Here is a 24,236-nt window from a genome sequence, read left to right as displayed (position 1 = left end):
CCTCGGGCGCAGCCGATGGCAAATCACTGCCATCAATGGGGTTCTCGCCCACGCGGACCGTAGGGCACGTGCCGGCCGGACGTCGTGTCCCCGATTTACGGGACACGGGACGCGATCAACGTCAGGGACGCCGCGCGGCGCCCTCCCCCCGTCGCAATCGACGGGCTTGCCTGAGTATCGCCAGGGTCCGGATCTTCGCCCGCCGCTGGCCCGACCTCCGCTGCGTCTGCAGGGCCTCCTGGCAGTGGCTGATGCATTGATCGGGATCACCCAGGCCGAGGTAGACCGCGGCCAGGGCGGCGTGTGCGGCGGCTACCTCGGCCATCGCCCCCGATTCCGAGGCCAGGCTCAAGGCCCGGGATGCATAGCGGTGCGCGGATCGGTACTCGACGAGCGCGCAGTGCGCCTCGGCGAGCGTGAGCAGGACCTTGACGTGACCGCCGCGGTGGCCGGTACGCGCCGCTACCTCCAGTGCGGTGTCGAGCCGTGCCACCGCGGTCGAGACCCGGCCGGCCCGGATCTCGATGCTGGCCAGTCCGTTGAGGGCAAGCATCTGGAGTCGCGGGTTGCCGGTTTGCTGCGCGATGTCCAGCGCCTCGTCCAGCGCCTGCTGAGCCTCTCGGTGCCTGCCGGCATCGCGATGGACCTCTGCCGCGGTAATCAACGCCTCCGCCGCCTCGTGACGCAGCCCGACTTCCCGGCAGATCGCCAGCGACTCACGGACCGCGGCCAGGGCCTCGTCGAGGCGGCCCTGTTCGCGCCGGAGCTCCCCCAGATTGATGAGGGCAATCGCTTCGCCGGGCCGGCGACCGACCCGACGCAGCAACGGGATCGCCACGCTGAGGTAGCGTGCCGAGAGTTCCAGGTCACCGAGATCCTTGTAGGTTCCGGCGATGTTCTGGAGGCTGGCCGCCTCGCCAGGTTCGTTGCCGATCTCGCGGTCGAGCGCCAGCGCCTGCGTGAACCGGTCCAGAGCCGGCCGCAGCTGCCCCAGGTGTGCCAGCGACACGCCCATGCTGCGCAGCGTCGTGGACTCGCCCGGCTTCCACCCCGCCTGCCGGTAGAGCTCCACGGCCCGCTCATGCTCGCGGATCGACTCGGCGAACTCCGCCGCCTGGTAACGCAGGAAGCCGAGACAGAAGCGCATGGCCGCCTCGCCGACCACATCGCCCTCCGCTGTCGCAGCAGCCAAGCCCGTCTCGGCGATGGCCAGCCACTGGGGCCGCGACGCCGTCAGATACAGGTGACTGCGCAACGCGTCCGCGAGATGCCAGGCCAGCTGGCGCAGCCCCCGCGCCGCCGCGTGGCGCAGCCCGGCGACCACGTTGTCCCACTCTGCGATCATCCACTCCCTGGCACCGGCCACGTGGGGGAACGCCAACGGCACTACGCCGGCCGGCAAAGGTGGACGCGGCAGTCGGGAGACGGCCGGGGCGGTGGCGGCGGCAGCCTGATCGGTGGTGTGCAGGTAGAAGGCGAGCAGGCGGTCCACGGCAGCGTCCCGCTGTGCGGGCGGATCGCCGGCGGCGAGTTCCGCGGCGTACTCCAGCAGCAGGTCGTGGCAGACGTACCGACCGGCCGCGGTGGCCGTGATCAGGTGCAGCCGGGCCAGGATGTCGAGCAGTTGGCCGGCTTCGTCCACCGCCAGCCCGGCGAGCGCGGCGCCCGCTTCGGCCGGCCACCCGGCTGGCGCCGGCACGAGGCCCAGCAGCCGGAAGAGCCGCTGCGCCGGGCGCGGAAGCGCCCGGTAGGAGAGGTCGAAGGCACCTCTGACCGACGCCCGTCCGTCACCGGAGACCCGCAGGCCGGCCATCCGCCCGCGCCGGGTCAGCTCGTCCACCTGCCGGCGGATCGAATGGTGCGGCTGGTCAGCAAGCCGGCCGGCGGCGATCCGCAACGCCAGCGGAAGGTGGCCGCACAGCCTCGCCAGCTCGGCCGCGGCGTCCGGATCCGCCTCAATCAGCTCGCCGCCGGCCGCGTGAGCCAGCACCTCGATCGCGTCCAGCGGCGGCAGCACGTCGACCGTCATGCGGCACGCACCGTTCAACGCCACCAGGCCACCAAGCCGATCCCGACTGGTGACCAGGGCGAGACAGCCAGGGCCGCCGGGCAGCAGTGGTCTCACCTGGTCCGGCTCGGCCACGTTGTCGAGGATGACCAGCAGCCGCCGCCCGGCGAGGGCCGAGCGGTACTGGGCGATCTGCGCATCGCCCCCGACCGGAATCTCCCCAGTCGCCACCCCGAGCGCATGCAGCAACTGCGGCAGTGCGTCCATGGGCGACATACGGGCACCGGGATCGAAGCCACGCATGTCCACGAAGAGCTGACCATCCGGGAACCGATCCATCGCGGTGTGGGCCCAGTGCACGGCCAGGGTGGTCTTGCCGGCGCCGGCTGGACCCACCACCAGTACCGGGCCGTCACCCCGCGCGGCGAGCGCGTCGAGCTGCTCCAACTCCCGCACGCGGCCGACGAGCCGTCCAGGGGCCGGCGGCAGCTGGCGCGCCGGCATCCTGGCCGGCGGCGACGACTGGCGGACGGTCGACGCGGCCGACCGCACCACGGGGACCGGCGGGTTCAGCGCTGGGTCGCCGGCGAGAATCTGTTGCTGCAGCCGCTGCAGCTGTGGCGTCGGTTCGAGCCCCAGCTCTTCGACCAGGCGCTCCCGCAGGCGGGCGTAGAGTTCGAGTGCATCACCGCGCCGGCCCGACCGGTACAAGGCCATCATCAGCTGGGCATGGGGCCTCTCCCGCAGCGAATGCTCAGCGACCAGATGCCCCAACTCGGAGACGAGTTCGGCGTGACGCCCCACCGTCATCATGACCTCGGTACGGTCTTCTGCGACCCGCTCCCGCAGCTCGGTCAGGCGTGCCGCCTCGGTCTCGACGAACCCGCCGCTCACGCCGCCCAGCGCCACGCCACGCCACACCGCGAGCGCCTTGTCGTACTGCTCGACCGCGATCTCCGGCCGGCCCTGGGCCGCCGCCTCCTGGGCCTGGTCGACCGCGTGCCGGAACATGTCCACGTCGATCTGGCCGGGGCGCGCGCGCACCAGGTATCCGGGCTGCCGGGTCAGAATGAGCCCTTGACCGTCACTGGCGAACGCTCTGCGCAGCTCGGATATCAGCAGCCGCACCCGCGCCTCGGGTGACGCCGGCAGCCGCTGACCCCAGACCGCCTCCGCGAGCTGCCTGGTGGCGACCACCCGATTGGCATTGAGCAGCAGGACTGCCAGCAGCGAGCGCTGCTTTCCGTTGAGCGGGAGCTGAATACCTCCCCGGTACGCCTCAACCGGGCCGAGCAGGCGGAACTCCCACTCACCGTCGCCGCCCACGATGGTCACATTGTTTGATCCTGCCCCACCCGATCCCGGACAACAAGATCATAGATTTGTGACCGCACGTCGGCCGATTGTTCACCCCGTTTCTCCGGCTGGCCCGCGAACGGCCCGAATCTGGCAGACGTCGCTTTGTGCATTCAGTCGGCACGGCCCGGTCCGTTATCCCCGCGGGTACCAAGGCGCGGCCGGTAGCACGACCGGTCAGGAGGCGTCGGCGGCCGCCTCGGGGAACGCACCGACCAGCGCCGCCCGCGTCAGCTGGGCCTTGTTGCCGAGGTCGAGCTTGGACCTGATCCGCTTGACGTAGGTGTCCACGGTGTGTCGGCTGATACCCAGCACCCGGGCGATCTGAGTGTGCGTCAATCCTCGCGCGATCTGCCGGAGCACCTGCCGTTCCCGCATCGAGAGCGGAACGGATTCGACGCCGCGCTGATTCGGCTGGCCCGCCGGCTCCGCCCTGCCGAAGAACCGTCCACCGTCGACCACCGCCCGGACCGCCCGCACCACGACGTCGGCGGGCGCGTAGCGGTCCACGTAGCTCACCTTGCCCGAGCCGGGGCAGCGCTCGCCGGGCGTCCGGTGACCACCAAAGGGAGCGAGCACCAACACGGGTGCCACCAACGACACCTCCGCGACGAAGGCCCAGAGGGTGCCCACCCGGACCGCTGCCGGGTCGACCAGAAAGATGTCTGCCTGCCGGCAGTAGTCCCCCTCCGTGCTGGATCTGACCTCAATCACCTCGAAACCCTCCACCGCCAGCAACCCGGCGAGCCCACGGGCGAAGACCGGGCTCGTATCGAAGATGCTGACTTTATCCATCCCGCCTCCTCCTGACCTTCCGCCACCGCCATCCGGTCCGCCGCGGCCGGATCATCGGCTCGCCCGCCATGAAGCGGCGCACGGTGGACATTCGGGCATTCCGATGAATCGCTACGGCGAGTCTCGCCAGCGCCTGCATAAAGGGCGCATGCTCGCCGCATACCAGGCGCTTCGCGCCACCTTGAGGGCGACCTGATCTGCCAACGTCACTTGGCTCTGCGGTTGGGCGTGGCGGGGCATGAGGGCGGGTGAGGCGGTCTCCCCGACAAGTTGGCCTTCTCCCAGGTGATCCCCGTGATCAGGGTACGGCGCTCCGGGCGTCCCGGCGGCGTGATCGACCCGGATCACGGGGATCGTGACGGTGCACCGGCTCAGCGGATCGCCCCGCCGTTGGCCCGGCAGGTGTCCCGGACGTGCCAGAAGTCGCTGAGGTAGTCGTCGTGGATGCCCCGGCCCATGACGCGCAGCATCGCCTCGTCGGCCTGGCGCAGCGCCGAGACGTTGTAGTTGTGGCTGCCGGTGAAGACCCGGGGCACGATGTCGTCGTCGTACGCGCCGTCGATCAGCATGTACTTGTTGTGCGTGCGGATGTCCCGGCCCGGCCCGACGTTGTAGTTGCACTTGGTGAGCTGGACGTTGCTGCCCAGCGCGTTCAGCACCTGCGCGTTCGCCTCGCTGTAGACGACGTCGACCCAGCAGCCGGCGTTGCGCAGCGCGGTGAGCCGCTTGGCCACCTCGGGCCGATTGAACGAGAACATGTTGACCCGTACGTCGGTCTGCCGGCGGGTGCCGTTGTCGTCGTACCAGCAGGAGGCGACCGAGTTGAGCACGCTGACGATGGTGTCGGTGGCCGGGTCGCTGACCGGCTGCCCGGAGCGCTCCCGCCGCGGAAAGAAGTACGCCCGGAACGTCGTACCTGTCGGGGTGCCCCAGTAGTAGTCGTTGTTCCCGGCCGAGCTGTAGCGGTACGACCGCAGGTCCGCGAAGTACTGCCGGTACGCCTGGTAGGTGGTGGCGTCGCTGAACGTCAGCCCGTTGTTGTACGCCTCGTTCGCGTCCCACCAGCCCAGGTTCGCCGAGCCTTGGAAGACCACGTTGGACACGATCGAGCCGTTGTTGAGCACGATGCTGGACGCGATCAGAAACTTGTTGTGGTTGTAGGCGGTCACCGACGAGTCGGTGTAGTCGATCCGGCGGGTGCCGATGCAGCCACGGTCGGCGCCGGGAAACTTGTCGGCGCAGTGCACGATGTACGACCCGGCGGTGTCGTTGCTACCGAGAACCGGCAGCAGCCGTTGGTACGGCCGCTGGCTGACCTGCTCGTGATCCAGGATGATTTTGACACGTACCCCCCGCCGGTGCGCGTTCAGCAGCCGTCCGGGCAGGTCGGGGGTGGTCTCCGAGTCGACGACGTCGGTGACGTCGAACCCGAACCAGGACATCTGGATCTCGCCGCCGGCCGGCACGCGGTCGATGATCCGCGCGAGCTGGATGAAGATCGCGTTCTGCTGGGCGGCCGTCCCGGTCGGCCGGCTGAAGACCGCGTCGTTCATCGTCGGATCCGGCTCGGCGGCGCTGGCCGGCCCGGCGCCCAACGCCGGTACCCCGAGCGCGCCGGCGGTGAGCATGAAGACGAGCGCCAATCGTGCGGCCAAGCGTGGAGGAAATCTACGTATCCGCATGGCTAGATGGTCCCATCGAACCCCTGACCGGCGGAACCTCCGTTGCCGGTACGGATCGGCCACGCGGCACGGTCCGCTCGGAGGTGAGCGCTCGGAACGTGGATGTGCCCACAACAGGGGTTGGCCTACCTCGTTGGGTCTTCAGATCACTGATTCCAAGGGGGCGCAGTGGTCGTCTCGGCAGATGAGTGATCCGCGCGAGGCCAGGCTGCCGCGTGTCGAGGTCAGCACCCAACGCGCTGGCCGCAGGCGACGTCGCCACCGCCGTGCTCTTCGGGGTTGTCGTCCTGGCCGAACTCCGCGCCCACGGCGAAGCACCCGAGAAGCCCAACCCACCGATCTGACCTGCGACCCGGCGTCGGGATGCCTTACCAGTACACCTTCCAGCAGAAGCTCCTCACCCGGTCGTGAAATCGGGTTTGCTGGACAGTGCCTACCCCGACCATCGGCCTGCGCCGGTTCACGGTAGAAGCGCAGGGAACGCATCGCTGACGTGGTCGCCGCCGATGTCACCGGCACCGATGCGCCACCTGGCCCCGCATGCCCCCGCCCGACTCGCCCGCCGGATCGCCTGCCAACAAACCTGCTGCTCATTGAAAGGGCAACCGCAACGATGAACCCGAACTACGACTTCACCGGCCAGGTCGCCCTGATCACCGGCGCCAGCTCCGGCATGGGCCTGGCCACCGCCCGCGCTTTCGCCGAGGCCGGCGCCGCGGTCGCCCTCGCCGACATCAACCGGGCCGCTGTCCAGACCGCCACCGAGACTCTGGCCGCCGCCGGTCACCGGGTGCTCGGTGTGTCTTGCGACGTGACAGACGAGGCCAGCGTCGCCGCCGCCGTCCGCTCGACGGTCGAGGAGTTCGGCCGGCTCGACATGGCGTTCAACAACGCCGGCATTCAAGTTCCGCCCAGCGATGCCGCCGATGAGCCTGCCGAGGTCTTCGACCGGGTCAACGCCGTCAACCTGCGAGGCGTGTGGGCCTGCATGAAACACGAACTCGCCCAGATGCGCAGCCAAGGCAACGGCGCCATCGTCAACTGCTCCTCCCTCGGCGGGCTCGTGGGCCTGCCCGGCCGCGCCGCCTACCACGCGTCCAAGCACGGCGTGCTGGGCCTCACCCGCAGCGCCGCCCTCGAATACGCGCCGCACGGTATCCGGATCAACGCGGTCTGCCCCGGGACCATCGCCACCCCGATGGTCACCGAAATGATCGACAAGGGCGAGCTCGACCGCGCCGAGGCCATCGCCAACCAACCCATCAACCGGCTCGGCGAACCCGAAGAGATCGCCGCTGCGGTGTTGTGGCTGTGCAGCCCCGGTGCCAGCTTCGTCATCGGCGTCGCACTTCCTGTCGACGGCGGCTACACCGCCCGCTGACATCGCGCCTCTGAACAGCGCGACCTTCATGGCCTTCAAGTCCTGTGCCGGGCGGGCGTCAGAGGTGCCCTGCCAGTACGTCTCTCGACAGGGACTCCCTGCGGGCGGAGGAGGCACGTTGGATGGCAGCGGACTGTCCACGGCCTGAACGGGCGAGGCCTGACCGGAAGGGTTTCATCGCATGCGGAAGAAGATTCTCAGGGCGGCGGCAGCGCTCGTGCTGGCCCTTTCCCTCGCCGCGTGCGGTGCGCCTTCCGCCGGCGAGGCCACTCCCACAGCCGCGCCGTCCACGCCGGGTTCCTCGTCGGCACCCCAGAGCGGCCCAAGCCTGGCACCGCCCAGCACCGATCAGACCATCGTGGGCACCATTGTCCGGTTCACCGTGGGCTCCGAGTCAGTGGACGTGACCATCGGTGCAGACAGCCCCGCCACCCGTGACTTCCTGAGCATGCTGCCACTCACCCTCACGCTCGAGGAATTCAACGGCCGCGAAAAGATCGCCGATCTTCCGCGAGCTTTGAGGTACGAGGGATCGCCAGGTTCAGACCCGAAGGACGGCGACCTCATCTACTTCATTCCGTGGGGCAACATCGGCTTCTACTACAACACCGACGGCATCGGGTATTCCGATCAGACCCTTCACCTCGGCACGTACGACGCCACCGCCGAGGAACTCGAACGCCTCGAAGGTCACAAGGCGACCGCAGCGATCGTGCGCTGAACTCAACACTCCGCCCGCTCCTCCGCGCGAAGCACCGGCCGCTCGTCTCCGTAATCGCTTCCAGGATGACCGGGTGCAGATCCAGGAGCCCAGGAACGCCGGGACGCCGGGCCCGCACGGGCCCGGCGTCGTCGGGCGGGTCAGCCGGCTGCGGCCTGCCGAGCGAGCATCTTGACGTCCTCGGCGCGCCGGCGGCGCCAGCCGCGCCACAGGTTACGGCCCCACATCGCCAGGCCGCCGCCGTTGAGCAGCCCAGCCAGCACCGCCACTGTTGCGAAGTCGGCCGACGAGAACCGCGTCGGCTCTCCCATCGCCAGCAGCACGAACTGTTCGAGATAGACCCACAGCACCGGCAGGATCGTGAACACCAGGGCGAACAGTGAGAAGATCCGGCCGAACACCCAGATCGCTCCGTACACCCGCACCTTGCGCATTTCCTTGCGCGGGATACCCGCCTGCGAGACCACCTTGTCTCGACGGAAGGTCAACCGCTTGATCCCGTTGGACAGGAACCGCTCGGTGTCCGACATCAGGTTGCGGCAGTTCAGGGCAGTCGCGATCACGTAATAGATATCGGTCCGTAGGTAGAAGAAGAACTGGAATCCGATGCGCACCAGAAAGGTGAGCAGAGCCGCACTGGCCAGCAGGACCGACCAATTGGGCGCATCGAGGACGCCGTGCCGGGCGCCGAACAGGAACGCGATCAGCAGGGAACTGAAAAACGCGTCCACGAAGAACCCGGCGAGGAATGCCTTGTACCGCGCGCGCTTCGATGCCATCCAGATGCCGCTGATGTCCGTCTGGGCGACCAGGATGTACATCAGGTTGCTGATGCCGAGGGTCGCCGACACACCCACTGAACGAGCCGCCAGCGCGTGCGCGAATTCGTGCAGCGACAGCCCGATCATCGCCAGCGTGACGCTGACCACGGTGAGCACCGCGAAGTTTCCGCCGGTGAACAGCAGCGCCCGGGCGCCGGGCAGCAGGCCCGGATCGCTGGCCGCCATCACCACGCCGGCCAGGATGACCGCGAGGCCCGGCACGATCACGGCAGGACCGGTGAGTCGGCGCGCGGTGGCGGGCGAGATCCAGTCGAAGCTCCACCGCTTGATCGCCCGATGCCCGTGCTCGTGGGCGGGTTCGGTGGCGGGGGCGGGCTCACCGCCGCGAGTGATGAAACCCTCGTCGGCCAGCACGGCGACGAAATCCTCGATGTCCGCGCTCTCGCCGTGCTTACGCTCGTAGATCCGGGCGGTCTCGGCGATGGTCCGGCCCTCGGCGAGCGCATGCAGAATGTCCAGCCCCTCGGCCGGAATGGCGAGATAGACCTTGCGGTCGGTGTCGCCGATGATGACCTCCGCGCCGTCAGTGGTCGAGACGAACGGGCGGACGGTGACGACGGAGTCAGCCGTGTTGACGGCCATGGGGTGATCCCTTCACTTCTGCGGTGCAGACGGCGCTCGGCGGGAACCGGGCGATCGCTCGCGCCGGTTCCCGCCGATCATCGGGCCTTGTCAGGCGGCGGACGGAACGCAGTCCGCGGCGGCGCTGGTCTTGATCGGCTCCAGCTTGCGAACAACAAGCTTCTTCATGGCTAACCTCCCTTACGAGTGAGCTGTTGCAAGGCATCTTCTACCGTTGCCCGCCCGACAGTCTGCTCACTAATGAGCAGTCAATGCGCCGCGGTCGCAATCCACTCGGAAAGGCGCTCCTCGTGCACCGTCAAATGTGACCGAGGGGTGAAATCCACCATTTCTAGTTCGCGGAATCGCTTGAGGAACTGGCCGACTCGGGTCCGCGTGGTACCGACCATCTCGGACAGGTCCTCCTGGGTGAGGGCGATGTCCACCCGGGTGCCGAACGGGCCGCGCCGGCCGAAGCGCTCGGCCAGATCCTGCAGGCGCACCGCGAGGCGCAGCTCGCTTGGCATCGTCACCATGTCCGCCACCACCTTCTGCTGGTGCTGCAGACGGATGCTGAGGTGACGCGCGAGCACGCCGGCGGAGCCTTCGGCGGTCAGCACAGCGGCGGCGCGCGCTGCCGGGATCCGCCGCAGCACGGTTCGGGTCAACGCGATCGCGGACTCCAGCCGCTCCAGTCCGAGCAGGGCGGTCTCGCCGAACAGGTCACCCGCCACGTGCACCGAGAGCAGGCAGCGTTTGCCGCTCGCGGCTACCATCTGGGTCTTCACCTGGCCACGCTCGACGACGTAGACGTGGGCGTCGGGTGATCCAGCACGGTAGATGTGATCGTTGCGGGAGAGCTCGATCAGCGAGGTCCCGGGCACTCGCCCGGTCAGCGCCCGGAGATCCGAGATGTTGAGTCTCGGCAGGGGCTCGGCTTGTGTCACGTCGGCTCACCTTCCGCCCGGCACAGCACACGTAGAGGAAACCACATCCTCGCCCATAGATACTAGCTAAGCCTGCTAAACACTAGAGAACACGAGGAGGCGGCCCGCCTGATCGTCGGCCGGTTCTGTCTGCTCGGACACCGGCCCCGGAACTTGTGGAAACCCTTCGGGATGACGTAGGAAGGCTTGCACATACTCATACATACGATCTCGGGAGTGTCGTCGATGCGGCTGGGCATGCCTCTCAACTATCGCGCCGGCATCACCGACATCGCCGACGAGCTGGTCGACTTCGAGCAGGCGGGACTGGACCTGGTGCTGGTGGCCGAGCTGTACACGTTCGACGCCGTCAGCCAGCTGGGGTTCATCGCCGGACGGACCCGGCGGCTGGGGATCGCCTCCGGGGTGATGCAGCTGTACACGCGCACCCCGACGCTGATCGCCACCACGGCCGCCGGGCTCGACCACGTCTCATCGGGCCGGTTCACCCTCGGCCTGGGCACCTCCGGCCCGCAGGTCATCGAGGGGTTTCACGGCGTGCCGTTCGACGCGCCCGTCGCCCGTACGCGCGAGGTGATCGACGTCTGCCGACGGGTCTGGCGCCGGGAGCGGCTGGTCCACCAGGGCACCCACTACCGCATCCCGCTCCCCGCCGACCAGGGCACCGGCCTGGGCCGACCGCTCAAGCTGATCAACAAGCCGGTCCGGGAACGCATCCCGATCACCCTCGCCGCCATCGGGCCGCGCAACGTCGAGCTGGCCGCGGAGTTGGCGGAGGGCTGGCAGCCGGCCTTCTTCTACCCCGAGCGGTCCGCCGCTGTCTGGGGCGAGAGCCTGGCCCGCGGCGCCGGGCGGCGCGACCCGTCGCTCGGGCCGCTCGACGTGAACGTCAACGCCCTGCTGGCGATCGGCGACGACGTCACCCACCTGCGCCGGCTGGCCCGGCAGGAACTGGCGCTCTATCTCGGGGGCATGGGCGCGGTGGGCGCAAACTTCTACAACACCCTCGCGGCGCGGTACGGGTTCGGCGCGGCGGCCCGCACCGTGCAGGAGTTGTACCTGGCCGGGCGACGAGACGCGGCGGCCGAGGCGGTGCCCGAGGAGTTGGTGGAGGGCACCTGCCTGATCGGGCCCGCCTCCTGGGTGGCCGAGCGGCTGGCCGCGTACCGAGAGGCGGGGGTGAGCACCCTCAACGTGACCCCGCTGGCCCGCACGCACCGGGACAGGCTGCGCCTCGTCGAGCGGCTGCGCGACCTGCTCGCCGAGCCGTCTACGACTGGCGGCCCCCGTTGACCACGAACGACTGGCTACCCGCGCCCTGAAGGACCAGGTCGAGCGGACGCTCAGTAGTCCTTGTCGTCAGGCCTCCGGGCCGAAGTAGCGCTGCCGCAGCGTCTCGCCCTCCCGGTAGGCGGTGCGGAACATGCCGCGTCGTTGCAGCTCGGGGACGAGCAGGTCGCAGATGTCGCCAAGGCCGTCCGAGGGGCTGCACGGGATCAGGTTGAACCCGTCGACGTCGGCGACCTCCAGCCACTGCTCCATCCGGTCGGCGATCTCCTCGGCCGTGCCGAACAGGGTCATCGGCGCGTCCCGGCGGGCCCGCCGGGGGCGGGACACCAGGTACCGCACGTCGCCGATGGTCCACGACCGCTCGGGGCTCAGCCCGCGCAGGAAGCCCAGGAACGACTGGCTGCCCTGGTTCTTCACCTCGTCGACCGGGGTTTCATCCGGATACGCGGCCAGGTCGATGTCCATCCAGCCGCACCACTTCGCCAGTTGCCCCTCCGGGCTCCACAGGTCGTGGTACTGCGCCGCCTTGCGCTTCGCGTCCGCCCGGTCGGCGCCGACCATCACCATTGTGCCCTGTAGGGCGCGCACGCCGCGCGGGTCGCGCCCCGCGTCGGCCACCCGCTGGCGCAGCCGCCGGACCGTCTCGGCCCCGCTCTCGGGATCGGCCATGGTCAGGAAGATCACCTCCGCGTGCCGGGCGGCGAACGCCATCCCCCGGCCCGACGCGCCCGCCTGGTACAGCACGGGTGTGCGCTGCGGGGACGGCTCGCACTGGTGCGGCCCGCGCACGGTGAACCAGTCGCCCCGGTGGTCGATCGCGTGCACCCGCGACGGGTCGGTGAAGACGTCGGCGTCGGTGTCGCGGACCACCGCGCCGTCGTCCCAGCTGCGCTCCCAGAGCGCGCGGACCACCTCGAGGTACTCGTCGGCCCGGTCGTAGCGCAGGTCGTGGTCCAGATATTCGCCGAGCCCGTTGTCGGTGGCCGAGCGCAGATACGAGGTGACGATGTTCCAACCGATCCGGCCCCGGGTGAGGTGGTCGAGCGTGGAGAAGAGCCGGGCGCACTCGTACGGCTGGTGGTAGGTGGTGGAGTACGTGACGGCGAAGCCCAGGTCGGTGGTCGCCATCGCCGCCGCGGCGACGACCGGCACCGGGTCGATCGAGGGGATCTGCACGGCGTGCCGGACCGCGGTCGCCCACGACCCCTGGTAGACGTCGTAGGTGCCGTGGATGTCGGCGAAGAACAGCGCGTCGACGCAGGCGGCCTCCAGCCGCCGGGCGACCGCCGCCCAGTAGTCCAGCGACCGGTAGCCGGTGCCGGTGGCGTCGCCGGGCGCGCGCCACATGCCGACGAACTGGGGCGACGGCGAGCATTCGGTGAACACGTTGAGATGCATGTTTCCCCCTTCGCGAGGGTCGCGCCGCCACCCGGCGCAAGGTGGCGACGCGACCGTTGACGCTGGTCAGGACCGGACCGAGCGGTCCGGGCTCAGGCGTTCGATGGCCGCGAGCAGGTCGGCCGGCTCCGTTCGCTCCCAGTGGCGCGCGTACGCCGTTGCGAAGCGCAGCACGCCGTCGGTGTCGGCGAGGAACACCCCGGGCATCGTCATGCTGTTGCTGTCGTCGCCGTTGATCTTCGAGAAGTCCATCCCGAAGCTGCCCCACACGTCGAGCAGGTCCTGGTTCATCGTGTAGGTCAGGTTGAACCGCGCGGCGTAGATGTTGCCCCGGTCGCTGAGGATTCGGTACGAGAGATTGTTGCGGCGGATGGCCGCGCGCAGCATGGGCATGGTGACGGGCGAGATGGCCACCAGGTCGGCGCCGAGTTCCTTGATCCGCGGGTAGACCTCCTCCAGCGCCTCCAGCTCGAAGTTGCAGTAGTCGCACCAGACGCCCCGGTAGAAGACCACCGCGAGCGGTCCCCGGGACAACAGGTCGGCGGAGGAGATCAGCTCGCCGTTTTCGTCGGGCAGCTCGAAGGACGGGAACGGCGCGCCCACTTTCAGCACCCGGTCCTCGGCGCCCGAGGCGGCCAGTGCGTGCGCCTCCCGGTAGATCACCTCGAGGTGGGCCGGCGTAATCGGTGGCACCTCGCCCGCCTCCTGGCGGGACTTGTACTCTCGCAGCCGTTCGTTGAGGGACATCGAGCTCTCCTCTCCGCTGGTCCGGCCCTGGATCTCAGGTCCAGCCCACAGGCATCGACTTGATGCCGTTGACAAAGTTGGACTCCAGTCGGACGACCGGGCCCGTGGTAGCAAGTCGGGGAAGGTGCGGGACGACGGCGTCGAGCAGCGCGGCCATCTCCATCCGCGCCAGGTGGGCGCCCAGGCAGAAGTGCGGGCCCATGCCGAAGCTGAGGTGCGGGTTGGGTGCCCGCTCCAGGTCCACCCGATGGGGGTCGGCGAAGACCGCGGCGTCGCGGTTGGCGGAGACGTAGAACATGACGACCTTGTCGCCCTCGGCGATCTTGGTGCCGGCCAGGGTGGTGTCCTGGGTGGCGGTCCGGCGGAACTGCATGATCGGGGTCACCACCCGGAGGAACTCGTCGACGGCGGTGGCGGTGGACAGCGGCGCGCCGAGCCAGCGCCGGCGTAGCGCTTCGTCGTGCAGCAGCAGGTGCAGGGCGCCGGAGATCAGGTGGCGGGTCGTCTCGTTGCCGGCGACCACCAGCAGCAGCCAGAACTGGCAGAACTCCCGGTCGGTCAGCCGCCGCCCGTCGACCTCGGCGGCGGCGAGCAGGCTGATCAGGTCGTCGCGGGGCGCGGCCCGCCGCCGTACGGCTACGGCCAGCGCGTACTGGAACGCCTCCGCGAACGTCTGCCGGTAGACCTCGACGTCGCCGCCGCCGTACTCCGGGTCGTCGAAGCCGACCAGGTTGTTGCTCCAGCGGTACAGCAGATGCCGGTCGCCGCGGGGCAGGCCCAGCAGGTCGGCGAGCACGAGCAGGGGCAGTTCCGCCGCCAGGTCGGTGACCGCGTCGAACGTGTCCCGCCGGCGCACGGCCTCGACGAGGTCCCGGGCGTGCCGGGTGACGGTGTCGGCGAGCGAGCGCACGGCGCGCGGGGTGAACACCGAGGTCACCAGGCGGCGGATCCGCACGTGCTGCGGGGCGTCCATGTTCACCAGCAGCTGCCGCATGAATTCCAGGTCCGCCGGGGTGCGCGGGTCGTGCAGGAACGCCCCGCGCAGCGCGGAAGAGAACACCTCGGGCTGCCGGGACACCTCCACGACCGCCTCGTGGGTCGTCGCCGCCCAGAACCCGGCGCCCCGCTGCTGGATGCGGCCGGCGGCGCTGTGCCGCCAGAGCGCCGGCTCCGGCACCCACCCGACCGGCTCCTCGCGGCGGCGCCGGTCGAACTCCTCGTGCGGCACCCCGCCGGCGTAGGTCGCGGGGTGGGCGATGTCGACCGGGGCCGGTCGCGTGGCTGGCATGTCCTTCAGCGCTCCCATCGGTCGTCCCCGCAGAGCGTGCGCAACTGGTCGAGGCGGACCTTGCCGGTCGGCTCGCGCGGGACGGCGTCGACCGACCGCCAGCAGCGGGGCACCTTGAACCCGGCCAGGTGGCGCCGGCAGTGGGCGTCGAGCGCCGACCAGGACCGTTGCCCGCCGCCCGGTTTCCACTCGACGACGGCGGCCACCCGCTCGCCGTACTCGTCGTCGGGGACGCCGAGCACGACGGCGTCGTGAACCTCCGGGTGCCGCAGCAGCACCTGCTCGACCTCGGCCGGGTAGACGTTCACGCCCCCCGAAACGATCATGTTCTGGGCGCGGCCGGTGAGGTACAGGTAGCCGTCGTCGTCGAGGTGCCCCACCTCGCCGTACGTGAACACCCCCGGCGCGAGGTGCGCGGCGCGCGTCTTCTCCGCGGCGTTGTGGTAGCGGAAGCCGCGGCCGGGCCGACGGATGAAGATGCGGCCCCGCTGGTGCGGGCCGAGCTCGCGGCCGTCGTCGTCGATGACGAGGATCTGGTTCGGCGGCACGGCCCGCCCGACGCTGCCGGGGTGGGCGAGCCAGTCGGCCGAGTCGATGAGGGTGACCACTCCCCCCTCGGTGGCCGCGTAATATTCGACCAGCACCGGGCCCCACCAGTCGATCATGCGGCGCTTGACGTCGGGCGGGCAGGCGCCCCCGCCGTGCCAGATCCGGCGCAGGCTGGCTCCCGAGAAGCCGGCCCGGCTGGCCTCGTCGAGGCGCAGCATCCGCACGAACTGGGTCGGCACGAGATGACACTCGGTGATCCGCTCGGCGTCGATGGCGGCCAGCGTCGCGACGGGGTCGAACCGTTCCCGCAGCACCAGTGCGGCCCCGTTGAGCAGCGGCAGCAGCGCGAAGAACAGTTGGGCGGAGTGGTACCAGGGCCCGACCAGCAGGACCCGGCCATCGGTGGGCACGCCGAGCGTGCCGGTGGCGTAGTCGAGCAGGCGGGTGACCCGCTCGAACGGCGCCCCGGTGACGAACAGCCCGTTCAGCACGCCCTTGGGTCGTCCAGTGGTGCCCGACGTGTAGATCATCAGCTGCCCGCACTTCTGCGCCAGCGGTGGGGCGTGCGGGTCGAGCGCCGCGAGCGCCGGCTCCGCCGCGGCAAGGCCGTACGCGTCGCGGTCGCCGGTGACCAGAGCTCGCACGGTGCCCGCCTCGGCCGCCGCCTTGGCGCCCACCTCTGCCCGGGGCGGGTCGACCAGGAGCAGCCGGGCGCCGGAGTCCTCCAGCAGGTACGTCACCTCCGGCGCGGTGAGGTGCCAGTTCACCGGCACCGCGGTAACGCCCGCGTGCAGGCAGGCCAGCAGCGCCTCCACGGCCTCCCGGCGGTTGCCGAGCATCAGCGCGACCGCGTCGCCGGCGACGACCCCTACCCCGGCGAGCAGGCCCGTCCACCGGTTGACCCGGCGGGCCAGCCCGTCCCAGCTGAGGGCGCCGGCCTCGTCGGCGAGCGCCGGCGCGTCGGGGGCGGCGGCGACGCGGGCGGCGAGCAGGGCGGGCGGTAGCTCCACGCGCGGCATCCTCAGTCCAGCAGGTCCGGGTGGCGGCGCAGGACACCCTCGTACAGCGGCTTGAAGTTGTACCGGCCGATGCCGGGCGAGCCGATCACCTCGCGGGTCCGCTCGGCCTCCTCGTGGTCGATGAGCACCGGCTTGCCGGCGGCCTCGGCGGCGAGCTGCACCTGGCAGGACCGTTCCATGGCGACGAACCACCAGGCGGCCTCCTCCACGGTCCCACCCACGGTCAGCAGGCCGTGGTTGCGCAGGATCGCGGCCTTGGCCGAGCCCAGCGCGTCGGCGAGGCGTTTGCCCTCGCGCTCGTCGAGCACCACCCCGCTGTAGTCGTCGAAGAGGGCGTGGTCGCCGTAGAACGCGCAGGCGTCCTGCGTGATCGGGTCGAGCAGGCGGCCCAGGGTGGCGAACGCCCGGCCGTACACCGAGTGGGTGTGCACGGCGCAGATGACGTCGGGCCGCGCGGCGTGCACCGCCGAGTGGATGACGAACCCGGCGGGGTTGATCCGCCCGTTGCCGGCGAGCACCTGCCCGTCGCTGTCGACGAGCAGCAGGTCCTTGACTTTGACGTGGCCGAAGTACATGCCGAACGGATTGATCCAGAAGCAGTCGGGCCGCTCGGGGTCGCGGGCGGTGATGTGCCCGCCGGCACCCTCGTCGTAGCCGAGTTCGGCGAACAACCGCAGCGTCGCGGCCAGCCGTTGCATGCGCTGCTGCCGGATGGCCTGTGTGTCGAGGGGGAACATCATCCACACCCGCCCGTCGTGTCGGTGTCGTAGCCGCCGGAGGTCACGATGGCCTCCGCCCGGTCAGGAAGCCCCGCGTCGTCCGTTCCGGCGTCGGCGGGAACGGGAAAGGGGGGCGCGTCGGGCCGCCACAGCCGCAGGAACCCGTCGAGGCGGTCCAGTCCCCAGAACCGGTGCCGCCCCCACTTCAGGTACGGGATCCCGAAGACGTCGTCGAGGTAGGCGCGTTCGAGGCAGGCCGCGCCCTCCGCCCGCAGCTGTGGGTCGTCGACCGCGCCCGTGACGAGTTCCGGGTCCAGGCCGCTGCGCTCGGCGCACCCGGCCACCACCTTCGGCTCGCAGATGTTCTCGCCGCGTTCCCATCGGGCGGCGACCACCTCGTCGTAGAACGCCTCCGCGCGGCCCGCGCGGCGGGCCGCCAGCCAGCCCAGGTGCGGCACCTCCCAGTGCGGGTCGACGTCGATCGGCCACGCCATCGGCACACCTTCGCGCTGCACCAGCCGTTTCGTGTCCATCAGCAGATAGAGGTGCTTGGCCCGGCTCATCTGCACGTAGTGGAACTCCGCGCCGCGCTCGTCGAGGGCGGCACAGGTGCGCGCGTCGGGGTCCCAGTAAGGGAACCAGTCCAGCTCCGTGAACGCCTGGGGCACCGCTGCGCGCAGCCGGCGGATGGTGAGCCAGCTGTACGGGCTGCGGAAGGAGAAGAAGAGCCGGGGGCGGGCGGGCGCGCGGGTCACTGGTGCCCCCCGGTGAGGATCGCGCACACCTCGGGGTCGAGCTGGGCGAGCTGACCGGCGTTCGGTCCCCGGCTGATCGCGTACCCGTGCAGGATGCTCGCCGTGGCGACCAGCACCAGCCGGTCGTCGCGCTGGACGTAGCAGTCCATCCGGCCGGTGAACATCATCGACCGCAGGACGTCGTCGACCTGGAAGACGGTGTGCACCGTCTCCTCCATGTGGGCCGGCTCGGCCAGGCGTACCCGGGCCCGCGACACCACCGGGATCCACGCGCGTTCCCGCAGCATGCGCCCCACAGAGATGCCCCGGTCGGCGAGGAACCGGTCGACGACCTCCTCCAGGGCGCGCACGAAGCCGGAGTGCTGCACCCGGTCGGAGAAGTGACAGTAGAAGTACGGCGCCCGCCAGGACCACAGGAAGGCCGCCGAGCCGGCCGGGGTCAACACGGAGACGGGGTCGGCGCCGGCCGGCAGTGGGAGCTCCGCGCGCAGGCCGGTCGCCGCGCCGAGTCCCGGCGCCTCCCATGTCGCGATGGCGGCCGGGGCGGGCCGGTGCACCGACGCGTCGGTCTCGGGCACCAGGGCGACCGTGACGTGTCCCCGCAGCACCACGACGTCCTGCCCGTCACGGCTCACCGACAGCTGCACCCGCAGCCGGTTCCCGGTGCCGGCGACCACCTCCGCGCGGACCTCGTCGTCCACCTCCAGCACGGCGGGCAGCTGCACCGAGCAGTCGATGATCTCGGTGCCGAGGCCGTGCTCGTGGAAGAGCGCGCGGGCGCCGTGGCCCTGGTCGAGCAGCCACTGCAGGACCGCCTCCTCTACCAGGTACATGAAGTGCTTGAAACCGATCCAGGTGCGGATGTTGGCGCCTTCGTAGCGCGGCCGGCCGGACAGGACGCTCGAGGTGGGCGGGTGCGGGGCGAGGGTTGTCACGTGGCTGCTCCTTTGGGATGACCGGTGACGACGGGGATCGCGTCGACGAAGGCCCGCAGGCGGGACGCGACATCCTCGGGCTGGCGGGCGTAGCAGAAGTGGTCGTAGCCGTCGCCGACCGACAGCGACGCGTGCGGCATGCCGTCGGCGAGGGTCCGTGCGGCCTCCGGGGACAGGGTCGGGTCCGACCCGCCGGCGAGCACCAGCACCCGGGCCGTCACCCGGTCCAGCCGCAGTGACGCGCTGGCGCAGAACTGGTCGAACACGGTCAGGAAGCCAGCGGGGCCGATCCGGTCGACCGCCTTGGCGATCATCAGGTCCACCACCTCGGCCTCCATGGCTCGCAGCCGCTTGCCGAGCCGGCTGCGCAGCGAGTCGTGGATGTGCCGTTCGAAGGCCCGCCGGGCGCGTTCGAACACCCGCCAGGTCACGGCGACGTCCGGCGGCCGGTACAGCGGGCAGATCAGCATGACGGTGTCGGGCACCCGCTGGTCGCGGACGCAGAGCAGTTCGAGCAGGGCGTTGGCGCCGAAGGAATGGGCCACGAGGAGGTCCGGGCGCCGGCCCAGCCGGTCGAGGCCGTCGGCCAGCCACTGGGCGGAGGGGCGGCGCCGCCACTGGTAGTCGTTGCCGGGCCGCCACGGCAGGTCGAGGGCGACCGGGGACCACGCGGGCGGCAGCGCGTGGCTCAACGGCAGCCAGCTCTCCCAGGAGTCCTCCAGCCCGTGGACGAAGGCCACGAGCGGGCCGCCCGGCGTGGGCCGGCGCAGCTCCCGTACGGCCGGCGTCGTCACGGCTGCCTCCCGGTTGTGGTGGCCGGGGTGAGCAGGGCGGTACGCCAGCCGTCGTCGTCGCCGCCGCAGAGCACCGCGACGCCGTCCGCGCCCTCGGCGACGAGCCGCGCGGCCAGCGCCGTCTGGAGCACTCCCTGCGCGCCGTAGCAGTCGCCCCAGGCGGCCGCGGGGTCGAGGTGGCCGGGGCCGACCACGACCCGGGGCCCGGCCGGCCACGGGGGTACGTCCGCGCGACGGCGGACGGCCGGCCCGACCGTCAGGGTGGCCAGCGGGACGGCGGCCCGCGCGGCGGGTTCGAGGACCACGCAGGCGGCCCCGGCGCGCAGCGGCGGCGCGGCGGCGCCGGCGGCGGGGCCCCGGCGCACCGCGACGGCCGTCTCGTCGTCGGGTTCCGCGCCGACGACCAGCACCCGGTCGGCCCGGCCGGCACGCAGGAGCAGGGCGCCCAGGGCGAGCGCGTCCAGGCCGGCGGTCTCGCCGGAGCAGACCATCAGGTTCGGCCCGCCGAACCGGAACCACAGCGCGACACTGCTGGCGATGACGTTGCTGGACGCGTTGGGCGCCGCCATCGGGCTGACCCCCCGGCTGCCCTCGCGGGCGACGGCGCGGGTCACGTCGATGATCGTGCCGACGTTGCCGAGGTTGCTGGCGGCCACGACAGCGGTGCCGGGATCGAGGGTGGCATCGGGGCGGACGCCGTCGGGCAGGCCCAGGGCACGGTGCACGGCGCACAGCGCGAGCCGGGTGGCCGGCTCCTTGTACAGCAGCCCCTTGCGGCCGAGCAGGGTGTGCGCGCGATCGGGCGGGCAGGCGGGGTCCACCGGCGGCAGGCCGACGACGGCCGCGCCGGGTGCCGAGGTCGCGCTGACGCGCCCGCCGGGTGAGGTCGGCGCCGCAGAGCACGGCGTAGTCGTGGACGCCGGCGGCGCGGGCAGGTGGATGCTCCAGGAGGTGACCGCGACGGCGGTGGCCGGGGCGGATCCCGGTGCGGCGCCGACGGCGAGCGAGGCCGGCGCCGCACCGGCGGCCGGCGGGGCCGGCGTGCTGGTCACGGCGCCTCCACCAGGGTCACCGCGTTCACGCCGCCGAAGCCGAAGGCGTTGACCTGGGCCAGGGTGACGCCGCGGCGGGCGCGGACGTCCCGGACGAAGGTGAGCCCGTCGCCCTCGGGCAGGGGGTCCACCAGCCCGACGACCGGCGGCACCATGCCGCTCGCCAGGCACCGCAGCGCCACGTCGAGGTTGGCCAGGGCGGCGGCGCCCGACAGGTGGCCGACGGCGCCCTTGACGGCGGTGATCAGGGGCGCTCCGGGCCGGGGCAGGCACCGCAGCAACGCGGCGCACTCCGTGGGGTCGTTCAGGGCCGTGCCGGTGCCGTGGGCCACCACCAGGTCCACCTCTTCCGGGCCGCGGCCGCTCCGCGCCCAGGCATCGCGCATCGCCCGGCAGATGCCGTCCAGATCGGGGGCTGTCTCGTGCACGGCGTCGCAAGACAGCCCGGTGGCGAGCAGCCGGCCGACGGCCGGCCCGGTCCAGTCCTCGGGGACCACGACGAGCGCGGCGGCACCCTCTCCGAGCAGCACGCCAGTGCGGCCGCGGTCGAACGGGCGGACCTGCGCGGTGGGCGTCGGGGCGACCTTGCCGATCATCGCGAGCATGGAGGCGGTCATCGTGTCGGCGGCGCCGACAACGACCGCGTCGGCCTCGCCGGCGTCGACCAGGTCCTGGGCGAGCGCGAGGGCGTGCCCGCCCGCGCTGCACGCGTTGGCGATGGTCACCACCTCGGCCAGGCCGGGCGCGGCGTCCCGGACGGCGGGCCCGAAGTGCAGGCGGGACGGGGCCGTGGCGGCGCCGGTGAGCGCCAACTCCTCGACCGCGGCGAGTTCCCGCAGCCCGGTGCCGACGAGCGCCACCACCCGGCCCCGCCGAGGGTCGACGGCTGCCCGCGCCAGCGCCTCGGCGACGCACTCCCGCAGCCAGGCGCCGGCCCGCAGCGCGGCCCCGGGGGCGGGCTCGTCGATCTGGTAGCCGGCCGTCACGTTGAGCCGGCCGGCCAGCGGGTGCCGCAGCTCGCGCACCCCCGTACGGCCGTCCAGCAGCGCTGCGAAGGTGCGCGCGCCGTCGCCGAGACAGGTGCGCAGGCTGCTGGCCGCGATCAGCGCCGGCACGGGCTACCGCCGGACCAGGGCGGCGCCGACGCCGCCGTCGGTGCCCTGGGCCGTGAGCAGGACCAGGCCGGACGGGGGCCGGTCGCCGTGGCCGGGCAGGCGTAGCGCGACGGCCAGGGCGAGGGCGGGGGTGGCGGCCCCGCAGTCCCCCGCCGCCCGGCTGACGACGAGGTCGGCGGGCCGATGCCCGTCGAGCGCCCGCAGCGCGGCGGCGTGCTGCGGGCGGCGGCCGGAACTGGTGGTCTCGCTGGTAACCAGGAGAGTGACGTCGGTCGGGGCAGCTCCCGCGACGTGCAGGGCACGGGCGACACAGTCGGTGAGGGCCTGCTCCGCCGTGCCGTCGGGGCCGTACCCGGTCGCCACGGCGCAAACCGCGGCGCGCCCGGCGGAGCCGGCGTCGCTGCCGATCACGAACACGGCGGCGCCCTCGCCCGCGGCGACCTCGCCGCCCGCGGGGCTCAGCGCGGATGCCCAGGCCCGGTGCGCCGAGAACTCCTCCACCGCGCCGACGAGCATGGTGTCGACGTAGCCGCGGCGGATGGCGTTGCCGGCGTATCGCAGGGCGTTGAAGAAGGCCAGCGGCCCGCCGGTGACCGTGGCGTTGATCCCCTTGAGCCCGTGTCGGATGGCCGCCTGGCCGGCGGCGCAGTTCATCACGGTGTTGGGGAACAGCATCGGGTTGACCAGGTACGGCTTGTCCTGGACCAGGGTCTCGCGGGTGTAGTCGCTGGTGGACTTCAGGCTGCCGACGGTCGTGCCCAGCACCACGCCGACGCGGGCGCGGTTGGTGTCGTCCACCGTCAGCCCGCTGTCGGCGAGGGCGTCGCCGCAGGCCACCACGGCCAGGGCGGTGGCCCGGTCGTAGAAGCTCGTGCCGCGCCGGCCGAGCCGTGCCCGCACGTCGAAGTCGGTGAGGGCGTGGCCCTCGGCGCGCGGCAGCGGTTCGGTGACGATCCCGCCGACGGGAACGCCCGGATGGCGTTCCCCGGCGAGGGCGGCGACCCGTCGGGCGAGCGCCTCCGGCCGGTCACCGGCGGCGCTCAGCGCCGCGAGGCCGTTGATGGTCAGCGGGGTCATCGGGCGGCTCCGAGCAGCACGATCGCGTTGTTCCCGCCGAAGGCGAACCCGTTGTTCTGCACGAGCCGGACGGTGGCCGGCCTGGCCACGTTCGGCACGGGATCGATGTCGGCCAGCTGCGGGTCCGGGTGCGACCAGTTGATCGTGGGGGGCAGGAAGCCCTGGTCGATCGCCAGGGCGGAGGCGATCGCGCCGAACCCGCTGGCGGCGCCCATGGTGTGCCCGATCATCGACTTGATCGAGCTCATGGGCGGCGGTTTCGGCCCGAACACCTCCAGCACGGCCTGCGCCTCGACCAGGTCGTTGGCCGGGGTGCCGGTGCCGTGGGCGCAGATGTAGTCGACCTGGTCCGGGGTGACGCCGGCGTTGCGGTGGGCGATGCGGATGCACTCTGCGATGCTGTCCCGGTCCGGGGCCACCGGATGGTTGGCGTCGCAGTTGAGGCCGTAGCCGAGCACCTCCGCATAGATGTGCGCGCCCCGCGCCTCGGCGTGCTCCCGCGTCTCCAACGCCAGCACCGCGCCGCCCTCGCCGGTGAGGATGCCGGAGCGGTCCCGGTCGAACGGCGAGCAGGCGCTCTCGGTGAGGGCGCCGAGCCGGAAGAACCCGGCGTGCGCCCAGCGGCAGACCGAGTCGGCGCCGCCGGCAAACACCACGTCCGCCTCGCCGGTGACGAGCAGGTCGTAGGCGTACCCGATGGCGTAGTTGCTGGCGGAGCAGGCGGTGGCGAGGGTCAGCGACTCGCCGCGCAGGCCCAGCTCCTCACTGACCGCGTGCGCCAGCCGGCCGGCGGGCAGTTGCTCGACCAGCTGCGCCGGCACCGCGTCGAAGCCCGCCTCGACGAGGCGCGCGGTGAACGCCTCGACGACGACGGACTCCCCGCTGGTGGTGCCGATCACGGCGTGCGCCCGGCCCCGGTCCACCGTGTCCAGGTCCAGTTTGGCGTCGTCCGCCGCGAGCCGTGCGGCGGCCGCCGCGAACTGGCTGGACCGGCCCCACCGCTCGGGCGGCAGCCGGTGCAGCCAGGCGGCGGGGTCGAAGTCGCGGACCTCACCGCCGTTGCGGTGCGGGAACCCGGACGGGTCGAAGCTGGTGATCCGGGAGATGCCGGACCGGCCCGCCCGCAGGGCCGCGCCGAACGCGGTCACTCCCGTTCCGATGCTCGACACCGGGCCGAGGCCCGTCACGACCACGCGCCGCACCGT

21 protein-coding genes are annotated in these 24,236 nt (G+C 71.6%); 4 read left to right on the top strand and 17 right to left on the bottom strand.

Annotated features, from left to right (window positions below; genetic code table 11):
• Window positions 1–121: 121 nt before the first annotated feature.
• The 3 genes from ACGF4F_RS30395 to ACGF4F_RS30385 all read right to left on the bottom strand — a co-directional run bounded on the left by ACGF4F_RS30395 (window position 122) and on the right by ACGF4F_RS30385 (window position 5,814).
• A complete protein-coding gene (locus ACGF4F_RS30395) occupies window positions 122–3,343 on the bottom strand; it encodes a BTAD domain-containing putative transcriptional regulator (RefSeq protein ID WP_393082623.1) in 3,222 nt (1,073 codons plus the stop codon).
• A 198-nt stretch (window positions 3,344–3,541) separates the two neighbouring features.
• The gene (locus ACGF4F_RS30390; RefSeq protein ID WP_357441719.1) at window positions 3,542–4,159 is read right to left on the bottom strand and encodes a LuxR C-terminal-related transcriptional regulator; all 618 of its coding nucleotides are present in this window, start codon (window positions 4,157–4,159) and stop codon (window positions 3,542–3,544) included.
• A gap of 371 nt (window positions 4,160–4,530) precedes the next feature.
• Window positions 4,531–5,814, bottom strand: a complete 1,284-nt coding sequence (locus ACGF4F_RS30385; protein WP_357441721.1) for a phospholipase D-like domain-containing protein — start codon at window positions 5,812–5,814, stop codon at window positions 4,531–4,533.
• A gap of 242 nt (window positions 5,815–6,056) precedes the next feature.
• Here ACGF4F_RS30385 and ACGF4F_RS30380 point away from each other — a divergent pair, with 242 nt between their 5' ends.
• The 3 genes from ACGF4F_RS30380 to ACGF4F_RS30370 all read left to right on the top strand — a co-directional run bounded on the left by ACGF4F_RS30380 (window position 6,057) and on the right by ACGF4F_RS30370 (window position 7,943).
• A complete protein-coding gene (locus tag ACGF4F_RS30380; RefSeq protein ID WP_357441723.1) occupies window positions 6,057–6,185 on the top strand; it encodes a hypothetical protein in 129 nt (42 codons plus the stop codon).
• Window positions 6,186–6,454: 269 nt separating this feature from the next.
• Complete coding sequence (locus ACGF4F_RS30375) at window positions 6,455–7,222, top strand: SDR family NAD(P)-dependent oxidoreductase (protein ID WP_393082618.1); 768 nt, start codon at window positions 6,455–6,457, stop codon at window positions 7,220–7,222.
• A gap of 181 nt (window positions 7,223–7,403) precedes the next feature.
• Window positions 7,404–7,943, top strand: a complete 540-nt coding sequence (locus tag ACGF4F_RS30370; RefSeq protein ID WP_393082615.1) for a cyclophilin-like fold protein — start codon at window positions 7,404–7,406, stop codon at window positions 7,941–7,943.
• A gap of 140 nt (window positions 7,944–8,083) precedes the next feature.
• Here ACGF4F_RS30370 and ACGF4F_RS30365 read toward each other — a convergent pair whose 3' ends face one another.
• The gene (locus tag ACGF4F_RS30365; protein WP_357441728.1) at window positions 8,084–9,367 is read right to left on the bottom strand and encodes a hypothetical protein; all 1,284 of its coding nucleotides are present in this window, start codon (window positions 9,365–9,367) and stop codon (window positions 8,084–8,086) included.
• Between the two features lie 248 nt (window positions 9,368–9,615).
• A complete protein-coding gene (locus ACGF4F_RS30360) occupies window positions 9,616–10,293 on the bottom strand; it encodes a Crp/Fnr family transcriptional regulator (RefSeq protein WP_357441730.1) in 678 nt (225 codons plus the stop codon).
• Window positions 10,294–10,518: 225 nt separating this feature from the next.
• Here ACGF4F_RS30360 and ACGF4F_RS30355 point away from each other — a divergent pair, with 225 nt between their 5' ends.
• The gene (locus tag ACGF4F_RS30355) at window positions 10,519–11,586 is read left to right on the top strand and encodes an LLM class F420-dependent oxidoreductase (protein ID WP_357441839.1); all 1,068 of its coding nucleotides are present in this window, start codon (window positions 10,519–10,521) and stop codon (window positions 11,584–11,586) included.
• A gap of 66 nt (window positions 11,587–11,652) precedes the next feature.
• Here the strand turns inward: ACGF4F_RS30355 and ACGF4F_RS30350 are convergent, their stop codons facing one another.
• The 12 genes from ACGF4F_RS30350 to ACGF4F_RS30295 all read right to left on the bottom strand — a co-directional run bounded on the left by ACGF4F_RS30350 (window position 11,653) and on the right by ACGF4F_RS30295 (window position 24,233).
• Window positions 11,653–12,981 (bottom strand): LLM class flavin-dependent oxidoreductase, encoded by a 1,329-nt coding sequence (locus ACGF4F_RS30350; protein WP_357441732.1) that lies wholly within the window; start codon window positions 12,979–12,981, stop codon window positions 11,653–11,655.
• A 66-nt stretch (window positions 12,982–13,047) separates the two neighbouring features.
• Window positions 13,048–13,728 carry a peroxiredoxin-like family protein gene (locus tag ACGF4F_RS30345; RefSeq protein ID WP_357441733.1) on the bottom strand — a complete coding sequence of 227 codons (681 nt, stop codon included), beginning with the start codon at window positions 13,726–13,728 and terminating at the stop codon, window positions 13,048–13,050.
• A 34-nt stretch (window positions 13,729–13,762) separates the two neighbouring features.
• Window positions 13,763–15,034 (bottom strand): cytochrome P450, encoded by a 1,272-nt coding sequence (locus ACGF4F_RS30340; protein ID WP_393082610.1) that lies wholly within the window; start codon window positions 15,032–15,034, stop codon window positions 13,763–13,765.
• On the bottom strand, window positions 15,022–16,584 hold the full coding sequence (locus ACGF4F_RS30335; RefSeq protein ID WP_393082607.1) for an AMP-binding protein: 1,563 nt from the start codon (window positions 16,582–16,584) through the stop codon (window positions 15,022–15,024). The genes ACGF4F_RS30340 and ACGF4F_RS30335 overlap by 13 nt, the downstream gene beginning before the upstream one ends.
• 2 nt (window positions 16,585–16,586) lie before the next feature.
• Complete coding sequence (locus ACGF4F_RS30330; protein WP_357441738.1) at window positions 16,587–17,321, bottom strand: class II aldolase/adducin family protein; 735 nt, start codon at window positions 17,319–17,321, stop codon at window positions 16,587–16,589.
• Window positions 17,321–18,058, bottom strand: coding sequence for a DsbA family protein (locus ACGF4F_RS30325; RefSeq protein ID WP_357441739.1), 738 nt, complete (start codon window positions 18,056–18,058; stop codon window positions 17,321–17,323). Before ACGF4F_RS30325 ends, ACGF4F_RS30330 begins: the two co-directional genes overlap by 1 nt.
• Entirely contained in the window at window positions 18,055–18,993 is a 939-nt protein-coding gene (locus ACGF4F_RS30320; RefSeq protein WP_357441740.1) for a thioesterase family protein, read from the bottom strand. Before ACGF4F_RS30320 ends, ACGF4F_RS30325 begins: the two co-directional genes overlap by 4 nt.
• The gene (locus ACGF4F_RS30315; protein ID WP_357441742.1) at window positions 18,990–19,787 is read right to left on the bottom strand and encodes an alpha/beta hydrolase; all 798 of its coding nucleotides are present in this window, start codon (window positions 19,785–19,787) and stop codon (window positions 18,990–18,992) included. The genes ACGF4F_RS30320 and ACGF4F_RS30315 overlap by 4 nt, the downstream gene beginning before the upstream one ends.
• Window positions 19,784–20,839 carry a beta-ketoacyl synthase N-terminal-like domain-containing protein gene (locus tag ACGF4F_RS30310; protein WP_393082602.1) on the bottom strand — a complete coding sequence of 352 codons (1,056 nt, stop codon included), beginning with the start codon at window positions 20,837–20,839 and terminating at the stop codon, window positions 19,784–19,786. The genes ACGF4F_RS30315 and ACGF4F_RS30310 overlap by 4 nt, the downstream gene beginning before the upstream one ends.
• Complete coding sequence (locus tag ACGF4F_RS30305; protein ID WP_357441745.1) at window positions 20,836–21,954, bottom strand: beta-ketoacyl synthase N-terminal-like domain-containing protein; 1,119 nt, start codon at window positions 21,952–21,954, stop codon at window positions 20,836–20,838. The genes ACGF4F_RS30310 and ACGF4F_RS30305 overlap by 4 nt, the downstream gene beginning before the upstream one ends.
• A gap of 3 nt (window positions 21,955–21,957) precedes the next feature.
• Window positions 21,958–23,031 (bottom strand): beta-ketoacyl synthase N-terminal-like domain-containing protein, encoded by a 1,074-nt coding sequence (locus ACGF4F_RS30300; protein WP_393082599.1) that lies wholly within the window; start codon window positions 23,029–23,031, stop codon window positions 21,958–21,960.
• Window positions 23,028–24,233 (bottom strand): beta-ketoacyl-[acyl-carrier-protein] synthase family protein, encoded by a 1,206-nt coding sequence (locus tag ACGF4F_RS30295; protein WP_357441749.1) that lies wholly within the window; start codon window positions 24,231–24,233, stop codon window positions 23,028–23,030. Before ACGF4F_RS30295 ends, ACGF4F_RS30300 begins: the two co-directional genes overlap by 4 nt.
• Window positions 24,234–24,236 lie beyond the last annotated feature (3 nt).

The sequence above is a fragment of the Micromonospora sp. NPDC047740 genome (assembly GCF_043204735.1).
GTDB lineage: Bacteria > Actinomycetota > Actinomycetes > Mycobacteriales > Micromonosporaceae > Micromonospora.
Note: the sequence above shows the minus strand (reverse complement) of the source record. Positions and strands in the feature narration are given on the sequence as shown.

What these genes read in the sequence shown, in the direction of transcription:
- ACGF4F_RS30355 (WP_357441839.1), top strand. Translation starts at nt 10,519, where the DNA reads ATGCGGCTGGGCATGCCTCTCAACTATCGCGCCGGCATCACCGACATC.
- ACGF4F_RS30300 (WP_393082599.1), bottom strand. Translation starts at nt 23,031, where the DNA reads ATGACCCCGCTGACCATCAACGGCCTCGCGGCGCTGAGCGCCGCCGGT.
- ACGF4F_RS30375 (WP_393082618.1), top strand. Translation starts at nt 6,455, where the DNA reads ATGAACCCGAACTACGACTTCACCGGCCAGGTCGCCCTGATCACCGGC.
- ACGF4F_RS30345 (WP_357441733.1), bottom strand. Translation starts at nt 13,728, where the DNA reads ATGTCCCTCAACGAACGGCTGCGAGAGTACAAGTCCCGCCAGGAGGCG.
- ACGF4F_RS30335 (WP_393082607.1), bottom strand. Translation starts at nt 16,584, where the DNA reads ATGCCGCGCGTGGAGCTACCGCCCGCCCTGCTCGCCGCCCGCGTCGCC.
- ACGF4F_RS30370 (WP_393082615.1), top strand. Translation starts at nt 7,404, where the DNA reads ATGCGGAAGAAGATTCTCAGGGCGGCGGCAGCGCTCGTGCTGGCCCTT.
- ACGF4F_RS30365 (WP_357441728.1), bottom strand. Translation starts at nt 9,367, where the DNA reads ATGGCCGTCAACACGGCTGACTCCGTCGTCACCGTCCGCCCGTTCGTC.
- ACGF4F_RS30330 (WP_357441738.1), bottom strand. Translation starts at nt 17,321, where the DNA reads ATGTTCCCCCTCGACACACAGGCCATCCGGCAGCAGCGCATGCAACGG.
- ACGF4F_RS30350 (WP_357441732.1), bottom strand. Translation starts at nt 12,981, where the DNA reads ATGCATCTCAACGTGTTCACCGAATGCTCGCCGTCGCCCCAGTTCGTC.
- ACGF4F_RS30390 (WP_357441719.1), bottom strand. Translation starts at nt 4,159, where the DNA reads ATGGATAAAGTCAGCATCTTCGATACGAGCCCGGTCTTCGCCCGTGGG.
- ACGF4F_RS30340 (WP_393082610.1), bottom strand. Translation starts at nt 15,034, where the DNA reads ATGGGAGCGCTGAAGGACATGCCAGCCACGCGACCGGCCCCGGTCGAC.